This is a genomic window from Paenibacillus sp. GM2FR, from assembly GCF_002803325.1.
GTDB classification, from domain to species: Bacteria; Bacillota; Bacilli; order Paenibacillales; family Paenibacillaceae; genus Paenibacillus_AQ; species Paenibacillus_AQ lautus.
Window position 1 is genome coordinate 402,899 of sequence record NZ_MKZM01000010.1, and the last position, 14,262, is coordinate 417,160.

At 53.3% G+C, this 14,262-nt stretch carries 14 protein-coding genes; 10 read left to right on the plus strand and 4 right to left on the minus strand.

Annotated elements, in window-relative coordinates:
* The first annotated feature begins 2 nt into the window (after positions 1–2).
* Positions 3–530, plus strand: coding sequence for a GrpB family protein (locus PAEVO_RS26895; RefSeq protein ID WP_100540845.1), 528 nt, complete (start codon positions 3–5; stop codon positions 528–530).
* A 17-nt stretch (positions 531–547) separates the two neighbouring features.
* Here PAEVO_RS26895 and PAEVO_RS26900 read toward each other — a convergent pair whose 3' ends face one another.
* Positions 548–1,609 (minus strand): response regulator transcription factor, encoded by a 1,062-nt coding sequence (locus PAEVO_RS26900; protein WP_100540564.1) that lies wholly within the window; start codon positions 1,607–1,609, stop codon positions 548–550.
* On the minus strand, positions 1,587–3,455 hold the full coding sequence (locus tag PAEVO_RS26905) for a sensor histidine kinase (protein ID WP_100540565.1): 1,869 nt from the start codon (positions 3,453–3,455) through the stop codon (positions 1,587–1,589). The genes PAEVO_RS26900 and PAEVO_RS26905 overlap by 23 nt, the downstream gene beginning before the upstream one ends.
* 193 nt (positions 3,456–3,648) lie before the next feature.
* Here PAEVO_RS26905 and PAEVO_RS26910 point away from each other — a divergent pair, with 193 nt between their 5' ends.
* The 9 genes from PAEVO_RS26910 to PAEVO_RS26950 all read left to right on the plus strand — a co-directional run bounded on the left by PAEVO_RS26910 (position 3,649) and on the right by PAEVO_RS26950 (position 12,244).
* Entirely contained in the window at positions 3,649–5,010 is a 1,362-nt protein-coding gene (locus tag PAEVO_RS26910) for an ABC transporter substrate-binding protein (protein ID WP_100540566.1), read from the plus strand.
* A 30-nt stretch (positions 5,011–5,040) separates the two neighbouring features.
* Positions 5,041–6,006: a carbohydrate ABC transporter permease gene (locus PAEVO_RS26915; protein WP_100540567.1), complete on the plus strand. Its 966-nt coding sequence runs from the start codon at positions 5,041–5,043 to the stop codon at positions 6,004–6,006.
* A gap of 60 nt (positions 6,007–6,066) precedes the next feature.
* Entirely contained in the window at positions 6,067–6,891 is an 825-nt protein-coding gene (locus tag PAEVO_RS26920; RefSeq protein WP_100540568.1) for a carbohydrate ABC transporter permease, read from the plus strand.
* A gap of 60 nt (positions 6,892–6,951) precedes the next feature.
* Entirely contained in the window at positions 6,952–7,818 is an 867-nt protein-coding gene (locus tag PAEVO_RS26925; protein WP_100540846.1) for a sugar phosphate isomerase/epimerase family protein, read from the plus strand.
* Complete coding sequence (locus PAEVO_RS26930; RefSeq protein WP_100540569.1) at positions 7,815–8,825, plus strand: Gfo/Idh/MocA family protein; 1,011 nt, start codon at positions 7,815–7,817, stop codon at positions 8,823–8,825. The genes PAEVO_RS26925 and PAEVO_RS26930 overlap by 4 nt, the downstream gene beginning before the upstream one ends.
* A 53-nt stretch (positions 8,826–8,878) precedes the next feature.
* Positions 8,879–9,907: a Gfo/Idh/MocA family protein gene (locus PAEVO_RS26935; protein WP_100540570.1), complete on the plus strand. Its 1,029-nt coding sequence runs from the start codon at positions 8,879–8,881 to the stop codon at positions 9,905–9,907.
* Positions 9,908–9,924: 17 nt separating this feature from the next.
* Positions 9,925–10,716, plus strand: coding sequence for a glucosamine-6-phosphate deaminase (locus tag PAEVO_RS26940; RefSeq protein WP_100540571.1), 792 nt, complete (start codon positions 9,925–9,927; stop codon positions 10,714–10,716).
* The gene (locus PAEVO_RS26945; RefSeq protein WP_100540572.1) at positions 10,709–11,872 is read left to right on the plus strand and encodes an N-acetylglucosamine-6-phosphate deacetylase; all 1,164 of its coding nucleotides are present in this window, start codon (positions 10,709–10,711) and stop codon (positions 11,870–11,872) included. The genes PAEVO_RS26940 and PAEVO_RS26945 overlap by 8 nt, the downstream gene beginning before the upstream one ends.
* A gap of 81 nt (positions 11,873–11,953) precedes the next feature.
* Positions 11,954–12,244, plus strand: a complete 291-nt coding sequence (locus PAEVO_RS26950) for a hypothetical protein (RefSeq protein ID WP_100540573.1) — start codon at positions 11,954–11,956, stop codon at positions 12,242–12,244.
* A 129-nt stretch (positions 12,245–12,373) separates the two neighbouring features.
* Here PAEVO_RS26950 and PAEVO_RS26955 read toward each other — a convergent pair whose 3' ends face one another.
* Positions 12,374–13,036, minus strand: a complete 663-nt coding sequence (locus PAEVO_RS26955; RefSeq protein WP_100540574.1) for a CatB-related O-acetyltransferase — start codon at positions 13,034–13,036, stop codon at positions 12,374–12,376.
* Between the two features lie 217 nt (positions 13,037–13,253).
* A complete protein-coding gene (locus PAEVO_RS26960) occupies positions 13,254–14,201 on the minus strand; it encodes a helix-turn-helix transcriptional regulator (RefSeq protein WP_100540575.1) in 948 nt (315 codons plus the stop codon).
* Between the last annotated feature and the right edge of the window lie 61 nt (positions 14,202–14,262).

The following is a 14,262-nucleotide window of genomic DNA, read 5'->3' on the forward strand; positions in this document are numbered from 1 at the left end:
TCATGACGATTGATGAAGCCATTCATTTGGAGTCCTACGACAAGCAGTGGGCGGATCGGTTTAGCGACGAACACCAGACGTTAATCAGGGAGATCGGCCCTTATACGGCCGCCATCGAACATTTCGGAAGCACATCCGTACCGGGGATGACGGCCAAACCCATTATCGATATTCTGGTTGGCGTGGAGAACACGCAGCATGCGAATGAAATCATCCCCAAGCTGACCGCTATGGGTTATGAGGACTTAGGCGAAGCGGGGATCCCCGGCCGTTTATATCTCCGCAAAAGAGGTAGGCATGCCTATAACGTTCATATTGTGTCATACCGTGGCGACATGTGGAATCATAACATCATGATCAGGGAGTACTTGCGAGCACATGCGGTGGAAGCCGAGCGTTACAGCGAGATCAAACGACGGATCGTTACGCAAGGGACCCGAACCCTGCTCCAATATTCCAATGAGAAGCATGCATATGTAGAGCAGCTTCTTGCCAGAGCCAAAGCATGGATGAACGGGAGAACAAGCTGAATAAGCTCCTGCCCGTCTCATCCTCCATTCATGGCCTTGCACTGCTTTCGGTACGCCGAAGGGGTGAGGCCATGAAATTTTTTGAACGTCTTGCTGAAATGGACATAGTCCGAGAAGCCGACGCGGTAGGCCGTTTCCTGGGCGGAAAGCTCAGATTCCGCCAGCAATTCCCTCGCTTTTTCCATGCGGACCTGCACAAGGTATTTCACGAAGTTCATATTCGTTTCGCTCTTGAAGGTACGGCTTAAATACGTGACCGACATCCCCACTGAATCAGCCACCTCCTGTAAGGACAAATCCTCCATCGCATAATTCTCTTCAATGTATCGTTTGGCTTTCTGAATATTGTGGCGAGACCCCAGATTTCGGGAGCCCTTAATCAATGCCAGCATTTCCTTGACCTTATCCTGTATTTGACTGTTGCAGGCCAGGGGATCGTCTTGTGGCCATTGATCCTCGCCGATGTCCATCGCAAGAAGCAAACCGCGTTCTTCAAGAGCAGACAGCAGATCCTGCAGCAGCATATGGGCGTATCGCGACAAGCTCACTTCTTCCGGTCCCCTCGTCTCAAAAAGGGTCATGATCTCGCGGATTTGCTCCAATGCTCCCTGCTCATCGGCAGAATACAGCAGCTCAGCGAGCCTGGCTTTATAGCGCTGCTGCGCAAGCGTCCATTCCGTTTGCCTGGAGAATCGCGCTTTCCGGTTATCCAGCTCCCTGCAGGCACGTTCCAGCGTTGTATGGAACTGCGCCGGGTCGATGGGCTTCAGCAGAAAATCCGAAACGCCATAGCGCAGGGCCTGGCGTGCAAATTCGAAGTTGTCGTGGCCCGACAGGATAATAAAATGCATCTGTGGATGGGATTCTCTGACACGGCGGATAAATTCCAATCCATCCATTTCAGGCATGCAAATGTCGGTCACGATAATGTCGGGCCGGCTATTCTCCAGCATTTGCAGGGCTTCAAACCCGTCTTCGGCTTCGCCGGCGACCGCAATTGGAAGACCAGACCTCTCAACAAGCTTTCGCAAACTTAAATGAATGGCGTATTCGTCATCAATCATCATGATCCGGTACATGGTGTCCCTCCTCGCTAGTCCTATATGGCAGTCTGATTTCAAATATGGTGCTTTCCAAAGGCACGGACTCGACAAGGTGCAGGCCATACTCGGCACCGAAGGTAAGCTGAAGCCTTTGATGCACGTTCAAGAGCCCGATGCCGCTGGTGGGTTCCTCCCCGTTGTTACGCAGCATGCTTTCACCCGGCTTCTCGCGCGTTTGCAGGATTCGCCTGATCTGCCGCAGCGTTTCCGCGGTCATGCCAATCCCCTTGTCCCGGATGATGATGGCAAAATAGTCCGCCTCCGCACGGGTGCTTATCCCGAGGTAGCTCGGCTTCTTGCCTCGGTATCCGTGGATGAACACATTCTCCACAATTGGCTGCAGCGTGAGCCTGACGGCGCTCACGCGATCCAGGTCCCGTTCGTTCACGTCCATATCGATTTGGAGCCTGCGGAAACGGGCGCTTTGAAGATCGAGATAATACTGGACATGCGTCATCTCCTCCCGCAGCGGCACAACGGATCCGGCATGGCCGATATTGTAACGGAACATGTGGGCCAGCGCCCGCGTCATGCGACTGATTTCCATATGATCGTCCGCGATGGCATATGAATTAATAATCTCCAGTGAATTGTACAAAAAATGCGGGTTGATGTGGGACTGCATGGAGCGGAGCTCGGATTCCTTCTGCTTGATGATGAGCTCCCGTTCCTTCAGCTGGGAATCCTGGACCTCCCGGATCAGCCGCTTCAGCTCTCCCGTCATGCTGTAAAAGCTCTGGAATACGGCGGTCATTTCATTGTTCCGGAACCGATTCATTGTGGTAGGAAGCACAAAATCGCCCCGCTCGACGCGGGCCATCAGCTTTTGGAGCATGGAGAGCGGCCTTGTCAAAGACAAAGAGAATCCGCCCACGAGCGCCAGTGCAATGATCATGAGAACAGCTGCGGCCGCAAGCGAGTAATTACGCTGGGTGATCAAACCGCCGATGAGATTGTTCAGCGGCAGGTCGGCGACGACCGTCCAGCCGGTGATCTGCGAGCGTTCATGCAGGACCATCTTTTCAGTGCCCGAAGCTGCATCTTGATGCCGGAAGAAGGAGGAGTCCCGGTTTTGAATACGCGTTAACAGCCCCGATTCAACTTGCGTTCCGACCCGACTCGGATCCGGGTGGTAAATCATCTGCCCATCCTTACCCATGATCCAGACGTCAAAGCCGCCCAGCGAATCGTTAGAGCAGATGGCTCCGATTTGCTTCAGATTGAGGTCGACAATCAATAAGCCTTTGTAGAGAAAGGAAGAATTGTCATACAGCTTTCGGGCCACGGTAAGGGCTGGCGTGTTTCCTACCCGGCTGAGGCCGATGATTTGAAAATCGTTGAATTGATCCAGCTGCGCTTGAAAGGATCGGTTGCGTTTGCGGATTTCACTCATATCGAGCAGCCCCGGCGCGCTTTCGTAATCGGTAATTTGCCGCTTGTTCTCGGCGACGAGCGAGATTCCGATAATGTCGGACCTGCCGTAGATCATCTGGGCAAACAAGTCGTCCTCCACTTTTTTGGCAAGCTGAAAGTATGCATAGGGAGTAAGCTGGGTAGTTGAGAGAAATTGCTGGATCTGCGGGTTGTGGATAAAGGGATAGGTGGAATTCTCCAGATTGGATATGTAAGAATCCAGCGAGACATTGGTTTGCTCGATGATACGCTTGTTGGCGCCTGCGGCAAACTGTTCAATCGCTTCGGTAGACGACTGGTACCAGAAGCTGCCGAGCAGAAAGAAGGGGAGGCCAATGAATAGGATGATCAGCACGAACAATCGTTGGTTAATGGTCAGATTACCGCTGGAAACGCCTTGGATGTTCATCGCTCTTCCGCCTTCCTCGCATTGAAGTAGGGAATGTAAGGAACATTGTAGCAAAAAAACACAAGTTGTAAATAAAAAACCATGATGCCGCAGCAAGAAATCACAAGTGGGCTAAGAAAGCACATGGGCGCATTCGGTCTTTATCAACTACAATCTCATTAATCCATTTCAATCAATCAGGGGGCGAGGATTTGTGAAAAAGAGAAAAGGGTTCTACAGCTGGGTAACGGCCTTATTGCTTATATCCATCATTGTAAGCGGATGCGGGAATGCCAGCGAAGGTAAGGACGGCACAGCATCTCCGGGCACCGGGGACGAGGAAGGGAAGAAGGTAGAAATCCTGCTCGGATATTATTCCAGCGACAGCTCCGATGCCAAGATGAAGGAGCTGATTGAACAGTTTGAGAAACAGCATCCGAACATTACGGTGAAGACGCAGAGCGCGCCATACGGGCAGTTCTATCAGAAACTGGATACGCAGATCGCGGCCGGCCAGGCGCCGGATGTATGGCTGTCCGACGGCGTCTACGTCATGAAATACGCCCAGCGGGGCGCGGCTAAGGATCTGACGGATTGGATCGCAAGGGACCTGAAAGCCGACGAGTACTACGGCCTCGATTTCAACAAGGACGCGGACGGGCGCTATTGGGGCGTGCCGCAGGGCATTCAGGTCGGCGTGCTGTTTTATAACAAGGAGCTGTTTGATAAAGCGGGCGTAGCGTATCCTTCGGATGAATGGACCTGGGAAGACCTGAAATCGTCGGCAGCCAAGCTGACCGTGGATGCCAGTGGGAAAACGGCCGAGGACAGCGGGTTTGACGCCGCGAGCGTGAACCAGTTCGGGCTTACGTTCTTCAGCATTACCGAGGGCTGGTTCTCCGTGATGAAATCCTACGGAGGCGGTGCCCTTGACGAGAAGGCGGAGAACTCGATCATCAATTCCCCTGAGAACAAGCAGGCGTTCGAATGGATGGTGGACGGCATGCAGCGCGGCATCATTACCGATCCGGTTGACCTGAAGAGCTTCCAGAGCAATACCGCCGTGTTCCCTAGCGGATCGGCCGCCATGCGGATCGGCATCTATGCCCGGGTGCAGGCGGCGAATGAAGCCGGTCTGAATTACGATGTGACGCTGCTGCCGAAGGGACCTGACGGCAAGCGGGTATCCCCGGTCATCGCCAACTCGTGGGTGATTAATCAGAAGTCGAACGATGAGAAAGCGGAAGCTGCCTGGGAGTGGATTAAATACTGGGCTACGGAAGACGATGTGCAGAAGCAGTGGACCGAGCTTGGAGAAGCTGTGCCCGTGAAAAAATCCGTAGCGGAATCCGAAGTGTTCCTCAAGGCGGGAGAGCAGCCGGCAAACCGCCAGGCATTCCTCGATAGCCTGGAGTTCGCACAGACGCTCGACAATAACGCGGTCTGGGAAGAATGGGTGGGCAAATTCAACGAACATGCCGAGCGTGCCTTCCTGGGCGATGCAGCCATCGATCAGGCGTTAAGCGAGGCGGACGCAGCCGTTCAGTCGGTTCTCGATGATTTTTATAAAAAATAAAACCAAGGGTGGAAGAAAGGCGGGAGTGAAATGGACAATACGCTAAATGACAATGCAGCACTCAAAGCCGATCCGATGCCGCACGGAAAGCCCGCCCGAAAACGGAAATGGGATCATGAGGGGAGATGGGGGCTGCTCATGGCCTCCCCCTATCTTCTCCACTTTATCATTTTTGTGGCGGGTCCCCTCGCCGCATCCCTGTACTTCAGCTTTTCCGATTACGATATGCTGAATCCGCCCGAGTGGAGTGGATTGGATAATTTCCGGCGAATGGCCGAGGATTCGATGTTCTGGCGTTCCCTGTGGAATACCCTGTATTTTGCGGTTCTGTTCGTGCCGCTCCAGACCTTTCTTGCGCTCGTGCTGGCTGTTGCGCTAAACCAGCGTTTGAAAGGGCTTAAATGGTTTCGGATGGCCCACTTTATCCCGGTGATCTCCTCCTGGACCGTCATCCTGTATGTTGCCGACGCCGTATTCAATCCTCGCTTCGGTCTGGCGAATACGCTGCTTGCCAAGCTTGGCCTGGAAGGGCAAGGCTGGCTGCAGGACCCGAAGCTGGCCATTCCGCTGCTTGTCTTCATTGCGGTCTGGAAAGGGATCGGTTATATCATGGTCATTTACCTGGCGGGTCTACAGAGCGTTCCCGGAGATCTGTATGAAGCCGCGGAGATCGACGGTGCAGGAGCCCTGCGCAAATTCCGCTACATTACGGTTCCGTTGATCTCGCCGACAACCTTCCTGGTTGTCATCATGAGCACGATCTCTACCTTCCAGGCATTCGAACAGATCTACGTGCTGACCGGCAGGGGCGACATCAGCTCGGCTGGAGGCCCGAATAACTCCAGCTTGGTCATGATGCTGTATTTATATCGCGAAGGGTTCACGTTTATAAGGATGGGTTATGCTTCCGCCATTGCTTGGGTGCTGTTCATGATCCTGTTCCTGCTGACGCTGATACAGCTAAGGGCTCAGAAGAAGTGGGTGCACTATGACTGATCAAGCGGTCAAGATGGAACTGCAGATTGGGAACCGCATCGGGGGAAGGAGGAGCCGCAAATGAGAAGAAAGCTGCTGGGAAAAAGTATCGGTTATGTGCTGATCGGGATCAGCTCGCTCATCATGATCGTGCCGTTTCTGTCGGCGCTCATGAATTCATTGAAAACCTACAAGGAATATACAACGGTTCCGCCACGCTGGATTCCCGAGGTATTCCAATGGTCCAATTACGCCGAGGTGTTCCGGCTTGGAAATATTGGCGGTTACACGCTAAACAGCATCTTCGTGGCCGCATTGTCCGTCATCGGCGCATTAATCTCCTGCTCGATGGTCGGTTACGCGTTCGCAAGACTGCGCTTTCCGCTGAAAAGTGCGCTGTTCGTGATGGTGCTGGGAACGATGATGATTCCGGCGGTGGTCATCATTATCCCGCATTTCATCATTTTTAATAAGTTGAACATGCTGGATACGCTCACGCCGCTGTGGATTATCGAATGGCTGGCTCAGCCGTTTGGGATTTTCCTCATGCGACAGGCTTTTATGAATATACCTAAAGAGTATGAGGAAGCGGCCAAAATGGAGGGCTGCAATCCGTTCCAGATTTATCTGAGGATCTTCATTCCGATGGCCAGGCCTACGCTGGCGACGCTGGCGATCTTTACGTTCATGGGCAAGTGGAACGAGATTCTGACGCCTGTCATTTATTTGACCTCGAATGAGAAGTATACGCTGCCCATCGGCATTCTCTCCTTATCAGGCCAGTGGACCGGCAATGAACAGCTTATGATTGCAGCCGCACTGGTCAGCCTGGTACCGATTCTGCTGGTATTCCTGTTTGCCGAGAAATATTTTGTGCAGAACCACAATATGGCCGGGATTAAATAATGGAACGTTACTATCGGCCCGGGAAGGGTCATGTCTGTGAAGGAAAGGATGAAAGACGAGATGAAAATAGCGGCATTCAGCGGATCACTCATCGATTACAGCATCCATGAAGCGATGTCGATTGCGGCCGAACTCGGTTTTGACGGGGTCGAAATCGCCTGCCGCGAACCGCATTTGAGCCCGGAGGCATCGCTTCCGCGGGTCCGCGAAATGAAGGCACTTGCGGATGGGCACGGTATGGAGATTCCGGCATTGGCAGGTTACATGGGTCATTTCTCGACAAGCGGGGATGCGGAATGTGCCGGGGCCTATGATCAGTTTATGGGCCTGCTTGAACGCGCGGTGATGTTGGAGGCGGGCATGATCCGGATCTTTCAGGGAGGGCCAAATGCCTTCCTAGCAGAGGATTATCATTATGCCAAGGCGGCTTTCTGGATTCGGAAATGCGCAGAGGAAGCCCGTGCTGCGGGAAAACGGATCGTGCTGGAGATTCACAACCAGAGCCTGGTGGAGACGACGGACAGCGCGCTGCGGTTGCTGGATTTGATCGGTGACGATCAGGTTGGCCTGATTCATGATGCAGGGAATATGTACATCACGGACACGGAATTTGGGGAAAAATCGGTCCGGCAGCTTGGAAGCCGGTTGTTTCATGTGCACATCAAGGATGAACGGCGGATCGGCCAAGTGGGCGAGCCGGGAACGTTCAAAAATTTGACCCGTCACGGGGAAGAATTCTTCCTGCAGTGCCGCCTGGGTGAGGGAGAAGTGGATCACGGCGGGCTGCTCAGGGGACTTCGGGAACAGCGGTACGCGGGTTGGCTTACGCTGGAATGTGCCGCTCCCTATCCACCGAAGGAACGGCTCGCTTATGATCTGAGGGTCATCCAGGAGTGGCTGCAGGCTGTGGAGGTGTCAAACAGATGAGCGGAAAAGCACGGAAATTTGGAATCATCGGCTGCCAGCATGCCCACATCGGCATGTTTATCGAGGAGATGCTGGCACTGGGCTACGAATGTGCAGGAGTATACGAACCGGACAATCAGCCGTTCGCCCGCACTCTCGCCGACCGGTACGGCCTGGAGCTGACGGGGGATCGCGAGTCGATGCTGGCAGACGAAGGCGTAGGAATCATCGGCTGCGCGGCCATCAATGATGAGAAGATGGACGTCATAGAGCTGTGTGAGCTGCACGGCAAACCGATCATGATCGACAAGCCTGCCGTGACGGATCGAGCGGGACTCATCCGGCTGCGCGATGTTCTGGAGCGTGGAAGGATCGAGGTAGGCATGATGCTGACCGAGCGTTTCCGTCCATCCCTGCATACCGTTCATCGGATGATCCGGGCAGGAGAATTGGGGGACATCGTCCATATCTCGATGCGCAAGCCGCATCGGCTGAATCCGGCTGCCCGCCCGGCCTGGCATTTTGACAAATCGCAGTCCGGCGGCATCATCAACGATCTCTTCGTGCATGACTTCGATCTGTTAAGGTGGCTGACGGGCCGGGAAGTCGAGACGACATCCGGTTATCTGGCGAAGCATATGCTGCCTGAATACCCGACTTTCTATGATGCGGCCGGCGTGCAGGTATTTATGGCTGGCGGCATAACGGCACAGCTTTACGCGGACTGGCATACACCTGCCGGCAGCTGGACTTGGGGAGACGGCCGGATATTCATTACGGGGACGCGAGGCATTGCCGAAATTCGGCTGGAAGGCGATCCTTTGCTGTCCAGCGATGAGGTTGTGCTTGTTATCACCGATCAGGAGCTGCGTTCTATGCCTTTGAAGCCGCCGCCGTTCTCCCTTTCGCAGGATTTTCTGAACCGGGTGAAGGGAGAAGCGGGCGTGATCACGCATGACGATATTTACAAAGCCTCGGAGGCGACGGTGATAGCCGATGAGGAAGCACGGATCCTGATTCGGGAATAGGGAAAGCATGCGGCTTTGCTGCAAACTGAACGTAACGAGGAGGCGTAGGATACATGACGGAGGAAACATTGCCGGTTCGATTCGGGATTATCGGCTGCGGGATTATTGCGGACATTCATGCACGGAGCATCATGAACACGGAGGAAGCCGTGCTGGCCGCCGTATTCGATACGAAACGGGAATCTGCGGTCAAACTGACTGCAACGTACGGAGGAGATATCTGCGATACCTTGGAAGAACTGCTGGCACGCGAGGATATAGAGGTAGTCTGCATCTGCACGCCAAGCGGTATGCATGCAGAGCAGACGGCGATGGTTGCCCGGGCGGGCAAGCATGTGCTGGTAGAGAAGCCAATGGCGATCCGGCTTGACGATGTCGAGCGCATGATTGAGGTATGTGCGGAGAATGGGGTGCTCCTGGCAACCGTTTTTCCAAGGCGTATGTCCCCGCAGGCCCGATATGCCCGCCAGGTCATTCAAGAAGGGCGCCTCGGGAAGCTCAGCTTATGCTCGGCGTATGTCATGCTGTACCGAGATCAAGCCTATTATGACAGTGCGGGCTGGCGCGGGACCTGGGCGATGGACGGCGGCGGGGCGATGATGAATCAGGGAATCCACACGGTGGATATGCTGCAATGGCTCGTTGGACCCGTTGCATCCTTGTCTGCCAAAGCCAAAGCCGTGCTGCGCAATATCGAAGTCGAAGATACCGTGATCGCAGCCCTTGAATTTGCGAGCGGCGCGCTCGGCGTCATGGAGATCACGACGACAGCCTGCGACGGGAAAGGGCAGCGGCTGGTCATTCATGGCGAGAAGGGCGCGCTTGTCATCGAAGAAGATACGATTGTATCTCTTGAGATCGATGGCGAACAAGTTCAACTGCCTGATTTCGAACCGTTTAAAGTTATACCTGACGGCCACCGTCTCCAAATTCAAGATATGGCGCTTGCCGTTCGCGAAGGCCGCGAGCCTGTCGTCACCGGGAAGGACGGGCGGCACTCTCTGGAGATCATTCTCGGCACCTACGAGGCTTCCCGGCAGCGCAAGGAAATTCAACTACAGACCGGAACGCCGGTGTTGTAACGGCTGGAGGTGACTTTATGAAGACTGGGCAAAGCATAAAGCCTGTTATTGAAAGAGTTCAAGATCAACTGAAGGTCCGCGTTTATGACCAGCGCGAAGCGATGGGAAAAGCGGCTGCCGCCGATATCCGCGCGGCCATGCAGCGTCTTCTGACCGAGAAAGAGCGCATTCGCATCGTCTTTGCGGCTGCCCCGTCACAGAACGAATGCCTGGCGGCGCTGGTTCAATCGGAAGGATTGGACTGGAGCCGGGTCACGGCTTTTCATATGGATGAATACATCGGCCTTCCTTCGTCTGCGTCTCAGCGGTTCGGGAACTTTTTATCCCGGCAGCTGTTTGATCGGGTATCTCCGGGGGAGGTTCATTTGATCGACGGTATGAATGATCCTGAAGCGGAGTGCGACAGATACAGCCGATTGGTAACTGCTGAGCCGATCGATATGGTGGTCCTGGGCATAGGAGAGAACGGGCATATCGCCTTCAACGATCCGCCCGTTGCGGATTTCACCGATCCGCTGTGGGTGAAGCGGGTCAAGCTGGACGAGGCTTGCCGCCTTCAGCAGGTGAATGACGGCTGCTTCGCGAGCTTGGAAGAGGTTCCGGAATATGCGCTTACGCTCACGGTTCCGGCGTTAATGTCAGGTGCCCATCTGTTCTGCGTCGTTCCGGGTGCAAGCAAGCGGGCAGCGGTACAAAGGACGCTGCACGGCGAGATAAGCGAGGCCTGCCCCGCCAGCATTCTTCGGCGGCATCCGGATTGCACGCTGTACGTGGACCTGGAGTCGTATGGGGAAATCCGGAATGGATAGCCCTGGCCTTGTTCGTATGGGCCGACATTATGCAACAGGTGAGACGATTGAGCTGGCATGGAACCCTGACGGCCGGATAGAGCGGACACTTCCTTACGACGGCGACGGGGAGATGTGGATTGCTCCCGGATTGATCGATCTTCAGATTAACGGCGGTTATGGACATGATTTCAATTCGCTGCCGCTTACAACGGAGACGGTCATCCAGGCAACCCGGCGCTTATGGGAAAAGGGGGTAACGCTGTACTACCCAACCATCATTACCAATGGCAACGAAGAGATCGAACAGTTGCTGCGGGTTATCGACGCGGCTTGCCTGGAGGATGAAACGGTCGGTTCGACCATTGGCGGGATTCATTTGGAAGGACCCTTTCTTTCTCCGGAGGAAGGGCCCAAAGGCGCGCACGATTCCCGGTATATCAAAGCGCCGGACTGGTCGTTGTTTACAAGGTGGCAGGAGGCATCGGGGAACCGGATTCGGATCGTGACCCTATCGCCGGAGTGGCCGGAAGCTGCGGATTTTATTCGGGCGTGCGCGAAGGCGGGAATCGTTGTATCGATCGGGCACACTGCCGCCACACCTGAGCAAATTCGGGAAGCCGTGGACGCTGGAGCGACGATGTCCACCCATCTGGGCAATGGCGCGCATCTGACACTGCCTCGCCATCCGAATTATATATGGGAGCAGCTTGCGCAAGATCGGCTGTGGGCAGGGATCATCGCGGACGGATACCATTTGCCGGATTCGGTCATCAAGGTGATGCTCCGCGCCAAGCCGTCCAAAGCGCTGCTCGTCAGCGATGCCGTCTATTTAAGCGGAATGCCGCCAGGCGAATACGAGACCCATATCGGTGGTCATGTCGTCTTGACTTCCGAAGGCCGATTGCATCTCGCCCGCAAACCCGAGCTGCTGGCCGGCTCGGCCATGATGCTTGCCGATGCGGTATGGCGGCTGGCTCAGTCGGGGCTGTGCACATTTCCTGAAGCATGGGACATGGCTTCCATGCTGCCCGCCCAGGCGGTAGGGCAAACGGAAAGCTATGGGCTGAGGAGAGGGGCGCAGGCCGACTTCGTGCTTCTGGAGAAGCATAAGGGGAACCTTCGCATTGTGGAGACCGTCAAGGGAGGGCGTTCGGTTTACCGGGCGGCCCAATAAATGTTAAAATATAGAGAAGATACTTGAAAAACCCAGAGTAACATCTGGGTTTTTCCTCATTACGGACAGAAGGAGAGAGGCATGACATCGAAATGGAGAGTTCCCGTTGTGCGTAAAATCTCAGCATGGACGTTTATTTTGCCTATCCTCTTATTCGCAATCGAAATTTTGTTTGTCCGCGATGGGCATTGGTTTCACTTTTACGGACTGCTATCCACTGTCGTTATTCCGCCGTTCGGTATCGTGTTATCTATCCGTTCCTATGGAATTACCGATTCAGCCAAGGACCTGCTATTAATAGCCAGCAATGGGCTTGCGTTATGCTCTTATTTTATCTACACCTTTTTAGGATATCTAATGCTGGGTCCATAAGTTAGATTTCCATGAACAGGATGCAAGGCGTTTTGAACGATGAACAAAAGTCTAAGGCCAAGACGCAAAAATCCCTTCTTGAATTCAAGAAGGGATTTTTGCATTCCTATTTAATGAGGCATCTGAAATTTAAACGTAGGGTTTTATTTCATTTTGATAAAAGTCATATAATCGATGGATGGAGGAACTGGACAAGATATGAGCAGCTCGTTCAATTTGCTCACGTTCCCAATCGTACCATCGCATTTCCATTAACTTTTCGATGTCTTCGTCCGCAAAGCGTTTCTTTATCTCTTTGGCAGGGTTACCGCCTACGATCGTATAGGGCGGGACATCCTTAGTAACAACCGAACCAGCCGCAACAATGGCGCCTTCGCCTATGGTTACGCCTGGCATAATCATGGCATTCATTCCAATCCAGGCATCGCTTTCGATGACGGTATCACCTTTTGGCGCGTAAGAAGCTTCAATCTGCTCTACAAACGGGTACACGGTTATCCATTCCGGATGATGGTTGTGATTTCCGCCCATTAAAATAATGACGCCACTTGCGATACATACGTAATTTCCGATAATCAACTTATCGATATGCCAACCATGGTTTTCGATGGGATTAAACAGCCTTCTGGATTTTTCATCCCCCCATAGGTATCTAACGCAGCCATCTTCAAAATCATGATGATCGTAATATCCAGAATAGTATGAGTATTCTCCTACACTAATCATAGGGTTCGTGACAATATCCTTTAAATACTTAATTTCGGACCAGTGTTCAAATTGATGTTGTTTCATTCTATTTCCTCGCTTCTAAGTAGAATATATCGTTTACTTAGAAGCTCAATACAGTAGCCACATTCTTAAACCTGATCAAACGACGAACCATCGTCCTCATCCTTTTCCTAATTGTTGATGAAATTGTAACAAGGCATGTTCTTTTCGTCAAACTTACAGGGATACAAGATTCCGATAAAATAATCCATACCTTTTGCCAAATAAGAGGTAGCTGCCTCTAACCGTACTTCACCATCATCTCCGTCAGAATCCCCTTCATGCGATCCACCAGTTCCTGCGGCTCCTTCACAGTGGCTTCATTTCCTAATCCGATAAAAAATTTAGCAAAATACAACATTTCGCTGACAGGAACGTTCTGATCGAGCTGTCCGCTTCCATCCGGCTGCATATCGATATGGGGAACCGGACATAACTCGGATTCGCAGCGCTGAACGCCTTCCCGGCTCAGATCCACGACCATGCGAATATAGACCGATTTCTCTGTCCCGTATTCCCTCCAGTTACCCAGATGGATATGGCGGTGATCCCGCGGCTCGATGCCGGTTGTATCACAGGCCACGGACTGCATGCGGTCACAGCGGAACAGGCGAAAATCATTGCGCAGAAAACAATAAGCGGGACAATACCAGAAGCCGTTGCTTGCATAGATGCCCACGGGCTGGATGCTTCTCGCGGCATAGCCCTCCCTGCTCTCATACAACACCGTAACGACCCGCTGGTCGACGGCGGCATCCAGCAGAGCCCCGAGAGATTCGGCCTTCTGCTGCCTTGTATGCGTCAGAAAATCCACCCGATTCTTCATCTGGTCAATCCGGTCGCGCACATCCCCAGGCATATAATAATAAAATTTCTGAAGTGCAGTAGAGGACTCGGCTTCAAAGGGAAGAAATAGATAGTGACGCAGGGCGTGGCTGGCAAAAAACATTGCAACGGCTTCTTCCTCACTGAAGGCGATCGGCGGAAGAACCCGTTCTTTCAGCACCTGGTAGCCTCCGTGCGGTCCTACCTCGGAATAGAGCGGAACCCCCAGTTCGCTGAGCTCCTGCAGGTCCCGCAAGATCGTGCGAGACGACACGCCGAATTGATCGGCCAGTTCTCTTACGGTGAATTTTCGCATTCGGTTAACGGTCATCATCAGCTCGATGAGACGTTTGGATTTGGACATAGGATCAGCTCCGAATCGTTGGATGACTATGACAATAGTTGTCACTATTATACGCTATACT